The 17540-nt window shown below is 61.2% G+C and carries 15 protein-coding genes; 9 read left to right on the forward strand and 6 right to left on the reverse strand.

Going from position 1 to position 17540, the window contains the following annotated elements; translation table 11 throughout:
* Positions 1-417 precede the first annotated feature (417 nt).
* Entirely contained in the window at positions 418-1914 is a 1497-nt protein-coding gene (locus ACA041_RS12185) for a sensor histidine kinase (protein WP_497441322.1), read from the forward strand.
* Positions 1883-3313, forward strand: coding sequence for a sigma-54-dependent transcriptional regulator (locus ACA041_RS12190; protein WP_497441323.1), 1431 nt, complete (start codon positions 1883-1885; stop codon positions 3311-3313). Before ACA041_RS12185 ends, ACA041_RS12190 begins: the two co-directional genes overlap by 32 nt.
* Here ACA041_RS12190 and ACA041_RS12195 read toward each other — a convergent pair.
* Complete coding sequence (locus tag ACA041_RS12195; RefSeq protein ID WP_497441324.1) at positions 3304-3696, reverse strand: hypothetical protein; 393 nt, start codon at positions 3694-3696, stop codon at positions 3304-3306. The two genes, ACA041_RS12190 and ACA041_RS12195, sit on opposite strands and share 10 nt — an antisense overlap.
* A gap of 353 nt (positions 3697-4049) precedes the next feature.
* On the opposite strand from ACA041_RS12195, the gene ACA041_RS12200 reads away from it, so the two are divergent.
* The 6 genes from ACA041_RS12200 to ACA041_RS12225 all read left to right on the forward strand — a co-directional run bounded on the left by ACA041_RS12200 (position 4050) and on the right by ACA041_RS12225 (position 10155).
* Positions 4050-4718 (forward strand): ABC transporter ATP-binding protein, encoded by a 669-nt coding sequence (locus tag ACA041_RS12200; protein WP_497441325.1) that lies wholly within the window; start codon positions 4050-4052, stop codon positions 4716-4718.
* A gap of 1 nt (position 4719) precedes the next feature.
* A complete protein-coding gene (locus ACA041_RS12205) occupies positions 4720-7191 on the forward strand; it encodes an ABC transporter permease (RefSeq protein ID WP_497442061.1) in 2472 nt (823 codons plus the stop codon).
* On the forward strand, positions 7181-8251 hold the full coding sequence (locus tag ACA041_RS12210) for a lipocalin-like domain-containing protein (RefSeq protein WP_497441326.1): 1071 nt from the start codon (positions 7181-7183) through the stop codon (positions 8249-8251). Before ACA041_RS12205 ends, ACA041_RS12210 begins: the two co-directional genes overlap by 11 nt.
* A 63-nt stretch (positions 8252-8314) precedes the next feature.
* Complete coding sequence (locus tag ACA041_RS12215) at positions 8315-8557, forward strand: hypothetical protein (RefSeq protein ID WP_497441327.1); 243 nt, start codon at positions 8315-8317, stop codon at positions 8555-8557.
* Between the two features lie 10 nt (positions 8558-8567).
* Positions 8568-8753: a hypothetical protein gene (locus ACA041_RS12220; protein ID WP_497441328.1), complete on the forward strand. Its 186-nt coding sequence runs from the start codon at positions 8568-8570 to the stop codon at positions 8751-8753.
* A gap of 724 nt (positions 8754-9477) precedes the next feature.
* Positions 9478-10155: a type 1 glutamine amidotransferase domain-containing protein gene (locus ACA041_RS12225; protein ID WP_497441329.1), complete on the forward strand. Its 678-nt coding sequence runs from the start codon at positions 9478-9480 to the stop codon at positions 10153-10155.
* Positions 10156-10245: 90 nt separating this feature from the next.
* On the opposite strand, the gene hglS is transcribed toward ACA041_RS12225, so the two are convergent.
* Together hglS and ACA041_RS12235 are read right to left on the reverse strand one after the other, a co-directional pair.
* Positions 10246-11628, reverse strand: a complete 1383-nt coding sequence (gene hglS, locus ACA041_RS12230; RefSeq protein ID WP_497441330.1) for a 2-oxoadipate dioxygenase/decarboxylase HglS — start codon at positions 11626-11628, stop codon at positions 10246-10248.
* 112 nt (positions 11629-11740) lie between these two features.
* Positions 11741-12697, reverse strand: a complete 957-nt coding sequence (locus tag ACA041_RS12235; RefSeq protein WP_497441331.1) for an alpha/beta fold hydrolase — start codon at positions 12695-12697, stop codon at positions 11741-11743.
* A 246-nt stretch (positions 12698-12943) separates the two neighbouring features.
* Here ACA041_RS12235 and ACA041_RS12240 point away from each other — a divergent pair, with 246 nt between their 5' ends.
* Positions 12944-14185, forward strand: a complete 1242-nt coding sequence (locus ACA041_RS12240) for a M20/M25/M40 family metallo-hydrolase (protein ID WP_497441332.1) — start codon at positions 12944-12946, stop codon at positions 14183-14185.
* A gap of 185 nt (positions 14186-14370) precedes the next feature.
* Here ACA041_RS12240 and ACA041_RS12245 read toward each other — a convergent pair whose 3' ends face one another.
* The 3 genes from ACA041_RS12245 to ACA041_RS12255 form a co-directional block, all read right to left on the reverse strand.
* Positions 14371-15240 carry an isocitrate lyase/PEP mutase family protein gene (locus ACA041_RS12245; RefSeq protein ID WP_497441333.1) on the reverse strand — a complete coding sequence of 290 codons (870 nt, stop codon included), beginning with the start codon at positions 15238-15240 and terminating at the stop codon, positions 14371-14373.
* Positions 15241-15352: 112 nt separating this feature from the next.
* Complete coding sequence (gene astA, locus ACA041_RS12250; protein WP_497441334.1) at positions 15353-16387, reverse strand: arginine N-succinyltransferase; 1035 nt, start codon at positions 16385-16387, stop codon at positions 15353-15355.
* Positions 16388-16448: 61 nt separating this feature from the next.
* Positions 16449-17465: an arginine N-succinyltransferase gene (locus ACA041_RS12255; protein WP_497441335.1), complete on the reverse strand. Its 1017-nt coding sequence runs from the start codon at positions 17463-17465 to the stop codon at positions 16449-16451.
* Positions 17466-17540 lie beyond the last annotated feature (75 nt).

Below are 17540 nucleotides of genomic sequence, written 5' to 3' on the forward strand. Positions count from 1 at the left end.
TGATAAGCCACTGTTTTGTCAGCTGTTAAGACTTTGTAAAAACCTGTTACAGATCTGGCGAGCTACTTGCACATCACCACTACCTCTTCAAACTTCGAGGCGGCGGGTGATGGACAGTAAAAAGCGGTTTCCCCTCAGACGGTTCGGCTTCCTGACGCCTTTGAGTGTCCTTGTGACGATGACGCTGGGAACAGCGAGTCTTCATGCCAGCCCCATCGATGACGAACGACAGCCCAAACCCACCGCCCCTTCCCATGACGACGAACCCGCTGAAAAAACCGCCCACGCCCGTTGCTGGCGGTGCAATCGCAATAGCGGCTAAATACTATCAAAGGGGCCATCAGTCTCGAACAATGCCACCTACACTGATTCGAAACATGGCTGAAAAGGCTTGATGCAAGCACCCAGGACCCACCCATGCAGACACTGGAACAACAAAAAACAGCGGCAACGCTGCAGACGCCGGCAGCCGAACGCAAGGGCCGGCGCGGGCCGTTCAATTTGCTGCGCTGGTTCTCCTTCGGCAGCTTTTTCATCATCGCTGCCGTGGCGCTGGGACTGGGCTATATCTCCACGCGATTCGTGGTCACCGAGAGCATCGAACGCGATTCCATGCTGACCGCGCAGTTCATCCAGGCCATGGGTGAGGCCGAGATCCGCCATGCTGCGATCAACCCGAACCGAACCATGGGCGAAATGCTCGACCCGCGCGAAGACCATGCTTATCCCGACGTCGACCCGGCGACCCGAGCCGCCGCCCGCGTCGAGTTTCTCGATCATGTGGAGCACCTGCCGGACCTTCTGCTGGCCACCGTGTATGCCCTGGACCGTACCATCGTCTGGTCGACCAACCCGGAGTTGATCGGGGTGCGCATCGAAGACGATGCCGAGCTGGACGAGTCCTTTGCCATGAAGGAATCGGTGTCCACCAGCTACCACGAAATTGTCGAAGAACGACCCGAGCAGCGAATGTTGCGCGAGCCCGAATATCTGTTCATCGAGAATTACATCCCGATGTTCAATGCCGATAAAAGCAAAGTGATCGCCATGGTGGAGATCTACAAGGAACCGGTGGATCTGGTGGCACGCATCCAGCGTGGTTTCAAGGCCATCTGGTTGGCGACCGTGCTCGGTGGCGCGGCGATTTACCTGGCGCTGTTCTGGATTGTGCGGCGTGCGGCCAAGCAGCTGCAGAGCCAGCAGCAACAGTTGGTCACCAACGAGACCTTTGTTGCCCTGGGGGAAATGTCCTCGGCGGTGGCCCACAGCTTGCGCAATCCGCTGGCCAACATTCGCTCCAGCGCCGAACTGGCCCAGGAAATTGCCAGCCAGTCCGCGCAGAAAAACATCGGCGACATTATCAACCAGGTCGATCGCATGTCGCGCTGGGTGCGCGAGTTGCTGGTGTCATTGCGGCCGGTGAATGACGAGGGTGAAGCAGTGGAACTGGTGCTGGTGATCGACGACACCCTGAGTGCCTTCGACGCGCTGATCAAACGTTGCGATGTCCAGGTGCGTTTCGCGCCACAGGGCTGTCCGCCGGTGGTCAGCCAACAGGTCTTGCTCACGCAGATTCTCAACAGCCTGTTCGCCAATGCCCTGGAAGCCATGCCCAAGGGCGGCGTGCTCAGTATCGATATCGAATCGCCGCAGCCCGGGCAGGTTTGCATGATCCTGGGCGACACCGGCAAGGGCATGAGCCAGCAGCAGCAACAATTGGTGTTCAAGCCGTTTTTCACCACCAAACAAGGCGGGTTGGGCGTAGGCCTGGCCCTGGTCAAAAGAATCATGGAGCGTTTCGAAGGCTCGGTCGAACTGACCAGCCAAGAGCAGGAAGGAACTCGCGTACGTCTAAATTTCAAAGTGGCAACGGGAGGGGAATATGGAGCGCAGCATATTGCTGGTCGAGGATGATGAACTCCTCGCCGAGAATATTCAGACCTACCTGGAGCGCAAAGACTTCGAGGTGACAGTCTGCCACTCGGCTGAGGATGCACTGGAGCAATTGAGCACTTTCGTTCCTGACGTGGTGCTGACGGATAACTCGCTGCCGGGCATGAGCGGTCACGACCTGATCCAGAAGCTGCGCATCAGCGCGCCGGACCTGAAAGTGATCATGATGACCGGCTACGGCAACGTCGAAGATGCCGTGACGGCGATGAAAGAGGGCGCCTTCCATTACGTCACCAAACCGGTGGCCCTGCCAGAGCTCAAGCTGCTGCTGGACAAGGCCCTGGCCACTGAGCGGTTGGAGCGCACGCTGTCGTTCTATCAAGAGCGCGAAGCGCAGAAGTCCGGGGTGCAGGCATTGATCGGCGACTCGGCGCCCATGCAGTATCTGAAAAACACCATCGGCCAGTTGCTCGACGCCGAGCGGCGCATGGCCAACACTGATTTGCCGCCGGTACTGGTCGAAGGCGAGACCGGTACCGGCAAGGAACTGGTGGCCCGGGCGCTGCACTTCGACGGTCCGCGCAGCAAGGGACCGTTCATTGAGTTCAACTGCGCGTCGATTCCTTCCAACCTGGTGGAGTCGGAACTGTTCGGTCACGAGAAGGGCGCCTTCACCGACGCCAAGGACCGTCGCGTCGGGCTGGTGGAAGCGGCCGATGGCGGCACGCTGTTTCTCGATGAAGTCGGGGAAATGGACCTGCTGCTGCAAGCCAAATTGCTGAAGTTGCTGGAAGACCGGACCATTCGCCGGGTCGGTTCGGTGAAGGAGCGTAAAGTCGATTTGCGAGTGATCAGCGCCACCAACTGCAACCTCGAACAAATGGTCCAGCAGGGCAAGTTCCGCCGCGACCTGTTCTTCCGCCTGCGCATCATCTCGATCAAGGTGCCGCGCCTGTTCGCCCGTGGCGAAGACATCCTGTTGCTGGCCCGGCATTTCCTGGCAGCCCATGGCAAACGCTATGGCAAGCCGAACCTGCATTTCAGCGACCAGGCCGAAGAATTGCTGCTCAACTACAGTTGGCCGGGCAACGTGCGCGAGTTACGCAACATGCTCGAGCAAACGGTGCTGCTGGCCCAGAGCGACACCATTGCCACCCACCAGTTGAACGTGTGCCTGAGCCTGGTGGATGAGCCACTCGCGTTCCAGCAGGAACCCCAACACAGCGAACCGCGTCCGGCCTACAACGGCACCGAGTCGATGAACCTGCCGGAGGTGGAACGCGACATGGTGCGCAAGATGCTAGACAAGACCGACTGGAACGTCACCAAGTCGGCACGACTGCTGGGCCTGAGCCGCGACATGCTGCGTTACCGGATCGAAAAACTCGGCCTCGCACGCCCGGACAAACGTCAATGGTAGACCTCGGTTGCCTGTTCCGGGCGGCTGAGACAGGCGAGCAGGCAGGTCGGGTCGAGTACTTCTTCGTTGATGTAGACGCCGCGTTCGGCGTCGTAGGAGCGGATGAACACCCTTACGGTGGCGTCCGCGACTGTCGGCAATCTTGAGTCGTAGAACACGTGCTGGCTCGCAATCGGAATGAACTCCCTGGGGGCTGTCGGGATGTACGACCGCGGCGGCACTGTGCTCAGGGACGGCGGAGCGGGGTGGGCGAAGGGTTGGTTTTCGCCGTAATAGTTGAAGTCGCTGCTGTAGTCGGTGGTGGGGGTCAGGTCATCCGCGTGGGCAGTGGCGGTGGTGGTCAGGCAGAGGGCAAACGCTAGCGTCAGATCGGTTTTGTTCATGGCAGCACCTGCGAAATCGGTATTCCCGCATTTCCCCAAGGCCATTAACTATAGCTGTCATACGGGCACGCGTTTGTGTTGCCTGGATAAGGAGAAATTCACAGTTGAGTTTCTGAGCTGAGCTGAGAAGTGTGTTGCTCCTGCTGACGCCTTCGCGAGCAGGCTCGCTCCCACATTTGATCTTCGTCGAACACAAACTCTGTGTGCGCTGCAGATTCAGTGGGGGAGCGAGCTTGCTCGCGAAAGCGATGGTTCAGCCTGGCATTGATGTTGAATGTGCCCGCGAAGAACGATAACGCGGTGCCGTGGCCGTCCGCTATCCTAGGCTCACTGACTTCAACGAGCCCGCCCCCATGCTTTCGGTTCAAGGCGTCTTCAAAAGCTACGCCACTCCCCAGGGTCCCTTACCGGTGCTGCAGGGTGTCGACCTGACTTTGAAACCCGGCAGCAGCCTGGCGCTGATGGGCGAGTCGGGCAGTGGCAAAAGCACCTTGCTGCACTTGATCGCCGGGCTGGACAAGGTCGATCGTGGCAGCATCATCAGCGGCGCGCATCGGCTGGAACAGATGAGCGAAGGGCAGCTGGCGAACTGGCGGCGGACCGAGATCGGCCTGGTGTTCCAGCAGTTCAACCTGATTGGCAGCTTGCGCGTGGAGGATAACCTGGCGTTCCAGGCGCGGCTGGCGGGGCGCCATGATCCGCGTTGGCAGGCGCATCTGGTGCAGCGGCTTGGGTTGGCTGATGTGCTGCGACGTTATCCGGAGCAGTTGTCCGGCGGGCAGCAGCAGCGGGTTGCGTTGGGCCGGGCGCTGGCGTCGCAACCGAAACTGCTGCTGGCCGACGAGCCCACCGGCAGCCTCGATGAAGCCACCAGTGACGAGGTGTTGAAGTTGTTGCTCGAACTGCTCGACGACAGTTCGACGACTTTGTTGATGGTCACCCACAGCCCACGGGTCGCGGCGCGACTGGCGGAAAAAGTGCTGCTGCAGGGTGGCCGTCTGGCCGGCGCGGACGAGCGCTGAAGTGCGGGTCTTCGGCGAAACCTTGCGGGCGCTGCTCAGCCATTGGCGGCAGCATCCGGTGCAATTTTTCAGCGTGTTGACCGGGCTCTGGCTCGCCACCAGCCTGCTGTCCGGGGTGCAGGCCCTGAACAGCCAGGCGCGGGACAGTTACGCCCGGGCCAGCCAGTTGATCGGCGGCGAACCCCAGGCCAGCCTCGGTACCCCCAGTGGTGCGACCTTTCCCCAGCAAGTGTTTATCGATCTGCGGCGCGCGGGCTGGCCGGTGTCGCCGGTGCTGCAGGGCCGGTTGACACTCGAGGGCCATGAAAACCAGCGCCTGCAGCTGATGGGCATCGAGCCGGTGTCGCTGCCGGCCGGTTCCGCGGTGGCAGGGCAGGCCTTGGCAATCGAGCAGATCGTCGAATTCTTCAGTCCGCCGGGCAGGACCTGGATTTCGCCGCAGACCCTGCAGGCCCTGGGTCTGCACGAGGGCGAGCAGCCGTCGAGCCTGAGCGGCGTGGCATTGCCGCCACTGCGTGCTGAACCCGATATGGCCCCCGGTCTGTTGCTGGTGGACATCGGCTTCGCCCAGCAGGTCCTGGGTCTGCCTGATCAACTGTCGCGCCTGCTGTTGCCCAAGGACTTCAGTGCGACGCTGCCGGATCAATTCAAGGGTCAGCTGCAGCTCAAGCGCAGCGGCGAAGAGAACAATCTCGCGCGCCTGACCGAGAGCTTTCATCTGAACCTCGATGCCCTGGGGTTTCTGTCGTTCGTGGTTGGCCTGTTCATCGTGCACGCCGCCATCGGCCTGGCGTTGGAGCAACGCCGGGGACTGTTGCGAACCCTGCGCGCCTGTGGGGTCAGCGCGCGGATGTTGATTGCCTGCCTCACCGTTGAACTCGGTGCTCTGGCACTGCTCGGCGGCCTCGCCGGAGTGGCCAGTGGTTATCTGTTGGCCAGCGTGCTGTTGCCGGATGTCGCCGCCAGTCTGCGCGGATTGTACGGCGCTGAAGTGGCCGGGCAGTTGAGTCTCAGTCCGTGGTGGTGGCTCAGCGGCGTCGGCCTCAGCCTGCTCGGCGCCTTGCTGGCCGGCGTCAACAGTCTGTGGCGGGCGGCGCGTCTGCCGTTGCTGGCCCTGGCCGACCCCCAGGCCTGGCACCAGGCCCACGCGCGCTGGCTGCGCCGTCAGGCTTGGGTGGCCGCGATTGCCGCGGTGATTGCGCTGCTGGCGTTGCTGCGGGGCGATAGCCTGGCCAGCGGGTTCGTGCTGATGGCCGCGCTGTTGCTCGGCGCCGCGCTGGCGCTGCCGGTGGTGCTCAACACGGTGCTGAACCTGGTGTTGCAGCGCAGTCGTTCGGTGCTCGGCCAATGGTTTCTCGCCGATTGCCGACAGCAATTGCCGGCCCTGAGCCTGGCGTTGATGGCGCTGCTGTTGGCCCTGGCGGCCAACATCGGTGCCGGCAGCATGACCGCCGGTTTCCGCCAGACCTTCAACGACTGGCTCGAGCAACGGCTGACCGCCGAGCTCTACCTGACCCCGCAAAACCCGGCCCAGGCCAGGGAACTGCACAGCTGGCTCAAACAGCAACCGCAGCTGACCGCGGTGCTGCCCAACTGGCAGGTGTCCGTGCAGTTGCAAGGTTGGCCGGCGGAGGTCTTTGGCGTGATCGATCACCCGACCTATCGCCAGCACTGGCCGCTGCTGGAGGCCTTGGGCGACAAGCCTTGGGATCGCCTCGCCAGCGACGAAGCGCTGATGCTCAGCGAGCAACTGGCCCGGCGCTTGAAGGTGCGCCTGGGCGATCACCTGACGATTGCGACACCGGCCGGCCCCTGGTCGCCACAAATCACCGGGATCTACGCCGACTACGGCAACCCCAAGGGGCATCTTCTGGTCAACGCCGACCACCTGTTGCGCGGCTGGCCGCAACTGACTCCCAACCGCTTCAACCTGCGCATCGATCCGCCGGCGATCCCGGCGTTCCTGACGACGCTGCAAGCGCGCTTCAACCTGGACGACAGCCGCATCGTCGATCAGGCGCGGCTCAAGGGCTGGTCCACACAGGTTTTCGAACGCACCTTCGCCGCGACCGCCGCGCTCAACAGCCTGACCCTCTGCGTCGCGGGTGTGGCGTTGTTCATCAGCCTGTTGACCCAGAGCCAGAGTCGCTTGGGGCAACTGGCGCCGCTGTGGGCGCTGGGGGTTACGCGGCGGCAATTGATGCTGCTCAACCTCGGGCAAACCTGGTTGCTGGCTGTCCTGACGCTGGTGCTGGCGTTGCCGTTGGGCATCGCGCTGGCCTGGTGCCTGGACGCGGTGATCAACGTCCAGGCCTTCGGCTGGCGTCTGCCGCTACGGGTGTTTCCGCTGCAGCTGTTGCAGTTGATGGGGTTGGCGCTGCTGGCCACCTTGCTGGCGTCGGCGTGGCCGCTGTACTCGCTGTATCGCACGCAACCGGCGGATCTGCTGAGGACCTTTGCCCATGAGGATTAAGGTCGGTGTGTTGTTACTGGCGTTGCTTGCCGGGTGCGATCACCCGGAGCCTGTCGAGCAAGGCTTTGCGGGAATGGGCAATCAAGCGACCGGGTTCACGCCGGTGGTGCCGGGCAGAGCCTTCAGTTTCCCGGCGGATCACGGGCCCCACGATGGTTTTCGCATCGAATGGTGGTACGTCACCGCCAACCTCAAGGATGCACAGGGCAACGAATTCGGCGCGCAATGGACGCTGTTTCGCAGTGCCTTGAACGCGGCGCCCGAGCAAGCCGGCTGGGGTAACCAGGTCATTTGGCTGGGGCATGCCGCGGTGACGTCGGCAACCGTGCATCACGCCGCCGAACGTTACGCCCGGGGCGGCGTCGGGCAAGCCGGGGTGAGTCTGACGCCGTTCACCGCGTGGATCGATGACTGGCATTTCAGCAGCCAGGCCAGCGCTGACAATCCTTTGGCCGAGCTGCAACTCAGCGCCCGGGACAAGGCGTTCAACTATCAACTGCGGTTGACGTCTTCCCGTCCGTTGGTGCTGCAGGGCGACCAGGGTTTCAGCCAGAAATCCGAACAGGGTCAGGCGTCTTACTATTACAGCCAGCCGTTTTTCCAGGCCAGTGGCACTCTCGAAATCGATGGCCAGGTGTATCAGGTCAGCGGCCCGGCCTGGCTCGATCGCGAGTGGAGCAGCCAGCCGTTGACCGCCAATCAAACCGGCTGGGACTGGTTTTCCCTGCACCTGGACAGCGGCGAACAGGTCATGCTGTACCGCATGCGGCACAAGGACGGCGAGCCGTACCTCACCGGCACCTGGATCGACGCCCAGGGACGGACGCAGCTGCTGCACGCTGCCGACATCCGCCTCACGCCGCAGGACACCGCGCAAGTCGCCGGCCGGGCAATGCCCATCCGCTGGGCGATCAGGATTCCCGGCAAGCAACTCGACATCACCCTCAATGCCCTCAACCGCAATGCCTGGATGGATTTGCGCATTCCCTATTGGGAGGGGCCGGTGCAGTTGAGTGGCAGTCACGGGGGGCAGGGGTATCTGGAAATGACCGGGTATTGAGTCGGAACTCTCGGCGAAGACGCAGCCTCCTAAGTTAACAAGTCCCGTTAACTGGAGCCCCTCATGAGCGACGACCTCAAACCACCGGACCTCGCGTCATGGCAGCGCCTGTACGAAGACAAGGCTTACTGGCAGCAATCACCCGATGCCCATTACGCCGACCTGCTGCGGGTGGCCGACGATTTGCTGGGGCAGGGCGCTATCGACCTTGAACAGTGGCAAGTGCTGAAGGCCAAAGCCGATCAATCCCACCAAGACTCGCCAGCCGTGAACGTCGCCCACGAAGTCGACGATCCTGAAGCCTGAGGAGACCATCATGAATCGCAAACCACCAGCCACCCCGGAACACCCCGACGAACCGCGGCCACCCGGTGAGGTCGAACGCGACAACGACGCCCTGCGCCCCACCGATCCGACTCGACGCAAAGACAGCGGTAAAGGCACCGCCAGCGGCGAATCCACCGCACAGGAAACGGCGAAGACGCAACCCGCAAAGACTTGAACTTCAGAAGTAGCTGAAGGACTTGGAAGTAGGGCTTTACGCGGATTGTTCAGGTACAAGTTTTCTGTATAAAAAAAACGGTTTTATGATCGAACCGGTGAGTTTAAGCTGCGCAGGTAAATGATATTTAAACCAACATTTAAAAGGTGTCAGTTAAATTTCATGTTTATTTACCGGACATATTTGAAAAGTTGCATTAAAATGTTTCCCGTTCGCCCAGTGTCAGGGTTCTTTACCAGTGCATGGATTGCCGAGGCCATTACACTGGGCGAACACCTTCCCTGACGCAATGTTCAAAGTGCCAGGCATAAAAAATGGGCGACCGTAGAGTTGCCCATTTTTATTTGAATAGATCGATTCTTCTGGTTATATAGAAGATTGCCGCTGTCAGGCATGCAAATCCAGATGAATAATGCACTGCAAAATATACAGCTGAAATTCAACTGTATTCAAAGTTTACTCCGAAGGGTTTTGCGCAAGTACGCTAGAAGTTGCGCGGTATTGCGCAATCGGCAGCACTCGACGAGAGACCTTATTGCGTAGCAGCAGAGACGTTCTTTTTCAGCCAGGCAATGACGCCACCGGGTGCGCATCAAGGCCATGCGCCATCATTCAGATCTTCGGGATAACCGGTGAAACAAACTGCCATGGCGAAGGGTCCATCACACAGGTCCCTCTGCGCGGTTGCGCTTGCGAAAAAACCCTGGAATGGAGTGAAAACGACATGAAAATCCTGATGGTGCTGACGTCCCACGATCAATTGGGTGACACCGGCAAGAAAACCGGCTTCTGGCTGGAAGAGTTCGCCGCACCGTATTACGTGTTCAAGGATGCTGGCGCGCAGTTGACGTTGGCCTCGCCCAGGGGTGGTCAGCCCCCTCTGGACCCGAAAAGCGACGAACCGGATGCGCAAACCGCGGCCACCGAGCGCTTTCGCAAAGACTCAGCCGCCCAGTCCGCCTTGGCGTCTACTGCGTTGTTGAGCAGTGTCAGGGCCGATGATTACGACGCGGTTTTCTATCCGGGAGGCCACGGTCCACTGTGGGATCTGGCCGAAGACCAGAATTCGATCGCGCTGATCGAGACGTTGCACCAGGCCGGTAAACCGGTGGCGGCAGTCTGCCACGCGCCGGGAGTTCTACGTCACGTCAAAGGTGCGGACGGCCAGCCACTGGTCAAGGGCAAGCGGGTGACGGGATTCACCAACTCCGAGGAAGAGGCGGTGCAACTGACGGATGTCGTGCCGTTTCTGGTGGAGGATATGCTCAAGGAAAAGGGTGGTGTTTATTCCAAGGGCGCTGATTGGGCCAGTTACGTGGTCACCGATGGCCTGTTGCTGACGGGGCAGAATCCGGCGTCATCCGAGGCGGTGGCCGAAGCGCTGCTGGCGAAGCTGAAATAAACACGGCCCTTGCAGGAACACCGCTTGCCGGCGAAGGCGATTTCAAATACGTCATCGCCGGCAAGCCGTGCTCCTGCAGTTCGGTGTTGATCAGCGCTCGGTCAGTGTTGCAAAGCACTGCTCGATCGAACGCCGCTGCGTTTCGGCGTACAACCCCAACTCATCGATGGTCGATCGCCCCAGCGCCTTTTCAAACGCCTGCCGGTTCGAATGCTCGCCGTAGTGGGTTTGCGCCGCATCTCCCAGATTCGACTGAAAAATCCCCGCCGCGCTGACCGGCAGGAAATCTTCGTACACCAGCGGTTCCACCCGCAGATAACCCCCGCTCAGCAGATCCTCCAGGGTCGCGGATTTCAGTTCGTCCGCCCCCAGGCCTTTTTCGGTGACGAAGTAACGAAAGTACGCCAGTTCCTGTTGGCGCAATCCTTCATGGGTGTCCGGGAATTCGCCGAAGTGCTGCGCCATCAACTGGTTGTAGCGGGCAGCATTAGCCTCGTTGGGGAAGTCCCCGAGTTCGTCCCGGGCGGCATTGAGCAAACGATCGTAAAGCGCCCGGCCCTTGGGGGTGAGCGCGGCGCCGCGCTGTTCGATTTCACCGAAGCGGGCGCTATGGCTGCCGCCAGGTGCGGCTTGATCGGTGAAGGCGACGGGTTCGTCCAGGGCCTTGAAACTGGTCTGGCGCAACAGGATCGGGCAGCGGCGACGGGGCGGACCTTCGATCACTGCTTTGGGTGTGATGCCGTGGACGGGCATTTGCGCCTGGACGATGTCGATGTCCAGGGTCCGCGGTGTCAGGTGATTGATGTGCGGCCCCTTGAAGGCCACCACGTCGGCGATCAGGCGATGCTGGGCGCTGAGTTGGCGGTACTGTTCGGCGGTGACGGTGGCGCTGTGGTGCCAGCGGAAGGTTTCCAGGGCCTGCTCGACGAAGTCCTGGGCTTCCTGTTCGGTCAGGCCGCCCTGGCTTTCGGCGCGTTCGATCAGAATCAACGCCGCCGGGGTGAAAATCGAGCGCTGGTCCAGGACCGACTGGGCGAAAGCTCGCAGTTGCGGGTCTTCGATCAGTTCCAGGCGCAGCAACGAAGTGAACACGCGAAACGGGCTGATCTGCAAGGCCGCTTCATGCACGGCACGGAACGCCGTGGAATGGACCGGTACGCCAGCCGGGGTCAGGTCGTAATAACCCACCGGCTGCATGCCCATGACCGCGAACAGGCGGGCGAGGGTAGCCAGTTCATCGGCGGTGCCGACACGGATCGCGCCATGGCGCTCCAGATCCAGCCGTTCAATTTCGCCTGTGCCGTTCAGCTGGCGGACGATCTGCGGATCGCTGTCCAGCACCTGGCGGTTGGTCTGTTCCACCAATTCCATTAGCGCGCCATACAACGGCACCTCTTCGCGGTACATGTCGGACATCGCTTTGGAGAAGCGTTGGCGGATCAGGTCAGGACTGACGAAGTTCAGGTGGCTCATGCAAAAGTATTCCTGGCGCGGTGACGTGAAGGATGAGGCAAAAGATCGCAGCCTTCAGCGGCGCCGACAAACGAAGAATCTTACGGACTTCATTCTGCAAAGGACTGCTTGTTCAGTGCAGCCGCTGGTCCTGAGGGCTTTCCGAGCGCTGGGATGCCAAAAACTCCCGATACACCTGAGCCGTGCCCGAAGGGTCTTCGACCATCGGCAGATGGCCGATGCCTTCCAGGATCTCCACCCGCAGATCGTCGATGCCTTTGCTCCAGATGGCCACGCTGCTGACATCGATCAAGCGGTCCTTGCGCCCCCACACCAACAGCGCCGGGCACTTGATGTCGGGGAGCCGCGGTTCCATCGGCGCACTGGCGCGAATATCCCGGAAGATTTCTTCCAGTTCATCGCACGCCTGTTGGTAGCGCTGGGCAATGGCGTCCAACACCACGCCGGGAACCCACGGCGGCTGGGTCATGGTCATGGCATGGAAACGCTGGAATTCTTCCTTCGAGTGGATCAGGAACGGGTTGTGCCCCTTGGCCAGATGCCGCTCCAGGTCGCTGACTTCGGGGGCGGTGACACCGGACGGGTCGATCAGGGCGACCGAGACAATGCGATCCGGATAAGTGGCTGCCAGCCACGCCGCCATGTAGCCGCCCATGGAGTTGCCGATCACATGGACCTTTTCGACGCCGCAAACGTCGAGCAACTGGATCATCCGCTTGGCCTGCAACGCAATGTCGTAACCGCCGCCCGCCTTGAAGCCGGTTTCGCCATGGCCGGCGATGTCGGGAATGATCACCCGATAGCTGCCGACGAAGTGCCGGGCAAAGCGCAGCCAGATGTTCTTGTCGGCGCTGAAACCGTGGAGCATCAGCACGCTGCTGGACGCTTCGTACGGCCCGCCTTGCCAGGTCGAGACGGTCATCTCCGTAATCGGCACGACGATCTTGTGCAGGCGATACAGTTTGGCTTCCGCCGCCATGTTCAGGTCATACAGCCAATGCCCGATGGCCGGGTAGCTCAACCAGCTCCAGGCCACGAAAACCGCGATTGCGACAACCAACAAAAGCATCAGCGTCTTCCTTCTATCTGATCAGAACAGGATGTGATCGGCAGGAATCAACCATTTCAGTGTAGGTCCGTTCCGCTCAGGGGCGAACTTCGATAGGTACTGAGCTGGATTTTTTCTGTAGGAGCAAGCTTGCTCCCACAGGGATTTTCAGTGGATCAGTTCTGTAGACGTCGCATTCGGTGTAGAGCCGTGCAGCGTAGTCAGGTAGGGTTTGAGTTCCCCCCGACACGAAACAAGGATCGATTCATGACGCTCAATCTCTCTCGCTCCCTGCTCGCCACCAGTCTCGGCTTGACCCTCGCCTTTGGCGCTTGTGCCCCGGTGGCGTTCGCCGAACCGCACAAACAGATCCTCGCCGATTCCGAACAGTACAAGGGCGAAGCCTTGAAACTGCTGGAACGGCTGGTGAACATCGACTCCGGTTCCGGTTATGAACCGGGCCTGACCCAGGTCAGCGACATCGCCATCGACGAGCTGAAAAAACTCGGCGCCACCATCGAGCTCGTGCCGAATACCCCGGACAAGAGCAACCATGTGCTCGCGACCCTGAAGGGCACCGGCAAGGCAAAAATCCTGTTGATGGCGCACATGGACACCGTCTTCAAGGAAGGCTCCGCGGCCGCGCGGCCTTTCCACATCAAGGACGGGCGCGCCTACGGGCCGGGCGTGATGGACGACAAGGGTGGCATCGTCGCCGGCATCTATGCGCTGAAAGTCCTGAAAAACCTGGACTTCAAGGACTACGCCCAGATCACCTTCCTGCTCGATGCCAGCGAAGAGACCGGCTCGGACATCGCCACAGACCTGATCAAGAAAACCGCCAAGGCCCACGACGTGACCCTCAACCTTGAGCCGGGTCGTCCGGCGGATGGCCTGGTGGTGTGGCGCAAAGGCAGTGCCACCGCCGTGGTCGAGGTCAAGGGCAAGGCTGCCCACGCCGGGGTCGCGCCGGAACTGGGTCGCAACGCCGCGATGGAAGCGGCGCACCAGATCCTGCAACTGGGCAAACTGGGGGATGCAGAGAAGAAAACCACGATCAACTTCACCGTGATCAAGGCCGGCGACCGCACCAACGTGATCCCGGACCAGGCCACGGCCAAGGCCGATGTGCGGGCGGCCGTGCCGGAGGAGTTCGACCGCATCGAGAAGGACCTGGCGCGGGTGTCCAAGGACAAACTGATTGCAGAGACCGAAGTCACGACCACGCTCCAGCGCGGGTTGCCGCCGATGCCGCAGACGGCGGAATCGGATCGGTTGATGGCCATGGCCCAAGGCATCTACGGCGAAATCGGGCGCAAGTTGACGGAGGAAGGCAGCGGCGGGGCGGCGGATGCGAGTCTGTCGGCCGGTGTGGGAACGCCGACTTTGGATGGGTTCGGGATTGTTGGCGGCAATATTCATACGCCGGAGGAATACGCGGAAGTGGAGAGCGTGGCGCCGCGGATTTATCTGTTGTCGCGGATGATCATGGAGTTGGCCAGGAAGTAAGCGAGGTGTGGGGCAAGGCCGCGGTTTAGTGATGTAGCGACTGACGCCTTCGCGAGCAAGCTCGCTCCCACATTGGATCTTTGTCGTACACAACATGTGTATACGCAGGAGATTCAATGTGGGAGCGAGACCGGCTTGCCGGCGAAGGCGGCCTGTCAGGCGACACAACTACACCTGCCGCACTGTCACTCCTTGACGCTCATGAACTCCTGCGCCCAACGGATATATTCCTCAGGTTGCGTATAGGTGTGCGTCAGTTCGGTCGCGCTCAGGTCCGAGGCCTGGGTGAAGATCTGCCGTTGCTCGCGCAAACTGTCGTAGGTGGCCTTGATTGCGGCGAAGTACGCGCCATGCCCGTCGATGGTCACCCGCACCCCCAGTTCGGCCAGGCGTTTGTCGTCACGCAGCAACGGGTTGCCGTAGGTGACCAGCATCAGCGGCACGCGCAGGTGCTCGGCGATCTGCTCCAGTTGGTCGAAATCCTTCACCCCCACCATGCAAATCCCGTCCGCGCCGGCCTGCTGGTAATGCTGGGTGCGGCTGATGATTTCCTGGATCGGCAGGATCCCCGCATTGGTGCGGGCGATGATCGCCATCTCCGCGTCGACCCGCGCTTCAAGTGCCGCGCGGATCTTGCCGACACCTTCGGCCACCGTGATCAGGTCGGTGGATTTGCGGCCGAATTGCGCCGGCAGCAGAGTATCTTCAATGGTCAGGGCGGCCACGCCGGCGCGCTCCAGTTCGACGATGGTGCGCATCACATTAAGCGCGTTGCCGTAGCCGTGGTCGGCGTCGGCGATCACCGGCAATTGGGCCACGCGGCCGATGCGGGTGGCCTGCTCGGCGAACTCGCTGAGGGTGATCAAGGCAAAATCGGGGGCGCCCAGCACTTGCAACGACGCCACCGAACCGCCGAGGATCCCCACTTCAAAACCCAGGTCAGCGGCAATGCGTGCCGACATCGGGTCGAAGACCGACGCCGTGTGATAACAGGCATTGGAAGCGAACAGCTGGCGAAAGTTACGGCGCAAATCTTGATGAGAAAGCCTGGACATATGAGTTCCACCAATGGAATGGAAGGGCTTGAGCAAAAGTGTCAACGCCGAAGAAAGAAAAGGCTATCACGTGCGAGGGGGTGTAATGATGACGAATTCGCAAGGCGCGTGATCACGCGGCCACCGCCTGCGGTTGTTGATTGAGCAGCGGCACCGCGCGCACCGAGTTGCCAGGTTGCAGTTGCAGGCGTTTGGCGGTGAGGCGGTCGACGAACAGGCTGTTGCCCACCAGCCGTGCGCGGGCGGTGGTGATGCGACAGTTTTCCAGGCGGCGGTTGTGAATGAGCCATACGGGTGCGTCGTCGTCCGGCGTGCCAATGGCCAGGAGCAGTGATTGGCTGTCGCGCACGGTGCGGATTTTCGACACCGGTGCTTCGATGACCGGACCGGCGTCGAAGATGTCGATATAGCCCTTGTGGGCAAAGCCTTCGGCGGTGAGGATTTTCAGCGCCGGCTCAGTGTTTGGATGGGCTTTGCCGATGACCGCCCGGGCCTGTTCGGTCAGCAGGCAGGTGTAGAGCGGCTGGCGTGGCATCAGTTCGGCGATGAATGATTTGTTGCCCAGCCCGGACAAGTGATCGGCATGGCTGAAATCCATCTTGAAAAAGTGCCGGCCCAGGCTGTCCCAGAACGGCGAGCAGCCTTGCTCGTCAGCGCTGCCACGCAGTTCGGCGATGAGTTTGTCGCCGAACAGGTGGGCAAACTCGGCAACGAATAACAGACGCGCCAATGACAGCAATCGACCATTGGTGCCCTGGCGTTGGTCGGGGCGCAGGAACAGCGAGCAGATTTCCGATTGCCCGGTCATTTCGTTGTTGAGGAACAAGGTCGGGATCTGCCGCTGGATACCCAGGTTCGGTGATGAACTGACCGTGAGCCCGACCCGATAGTTGTACCAGGGCTCACGCAGGCCGACGGCCCCCGTCAGGGCGCTGACCCCCAACACTTGCTGATCGTCATCCTCGAGCACGAACAGGTAATCGGCATCGGCGCGCTCGACCTGTTCGGCGAAGGTGCGTTGGGCCCAGCGCACCCGGTGGGCCAGGCGTTCTTCGCTGGCCGGCAGGGTGGTGAACCCGGGGCCGGCCTGCCGCACCAGCGCCAGCAAGGCGGGCAGGTCGGTGACACTGACCGGACGGACAATCATGATGCGGTTCCTTGTTCGCGCCTGATCGGGCGTTGTCGTTGGGCACTGTGCCGCAAGCGGCTCACAGGGCGATCAGCCGGATCGGGCTGCCTGGCGTCACGTTCAGGGCCGCGTATATCTCGGCACTCAAGGTCACGGGGTGTCCGGGCCTGTAGTCCAGTTCGGCAACGATCGCGCGATAGTCGTGCAGTGAATCGTTGCTCACCAGGTAGCGGCCACGGGCATCGATGGGCCCACCCGGTGTCGTCACCTCGGTCCGGCTCTGTGCGATGGAGCGGATGTTCGCGGTCCGTGCATAGAGCGTCGGGCCGCCATCGAACAGATCGATGTAGCTGTTGGTCTCGAATCCTTCGCGCTCGAGGATATCGAAGGCCTCCTGGCCATCGGGGTGGATGCGGCCGATGCAATCCTGCGCGGCCTGAGGCAGCATCGGCACGTAGATCGGGTATTGCGGCATCAGGTCGGCGAGGAAGGTCCGGCTCTCCAGGCCGCACAGACGCTCGGCCTCGGCGTAGGACAGGTCGAAGAAATGCTTGCCCAGCGCATCCCAGAATGGCGACCCGCCCTCATCGTCGCTGAAACCGACGATTTCGGTAATCACCGCTTCGGCGAAACGTCGCGAATGGGCCGCAATGAACAGCAACCGCGCCCGCGACAGCAACTCGGAAGCCGAGGTACCCACCCAGGCTGCATCGATATGAAAACCACGCAGCAAGGTGTGGCCACTGAGGTCGTGACACAGCGACAGTGCTGGCACGCCGTGTTCGATGTTCAGCTCCCGCGAGGCGCTGGTGAAGTGCCGGTTGCGCAGGCTGTAGAACGGTTCGCTGAAGCCCGCGGTGGCGAGGATTTCCGAACAGCCCGCCAGGTGTCGGGTCGTCAGGTCCTCCAGCACGAAGAAGTAATTCTCCGGGCCATTGCCCTGAACGTCTTTTTCGAATGAGGCATTCGAGTCGAGGATCTTCTCGCGCAAACGGTCCGTGTCGTCCGGCAAGGACGTGACGCCCACCAGGCTTTCGCGAGCGAGTCGCTGTAACTGGGGCAGGTCAGTTAACTCCACTGGGCGTAAGACCAGCATGGATGCACTCCTGTATCAATGGGTTCGGTGATCGTTACCGAACCTGACTATCACTGTCGGTTTCCACGCATTGAA

The organism is Pseudomonas sp. LBUM1676 (genome assembly GCF_059695605.1).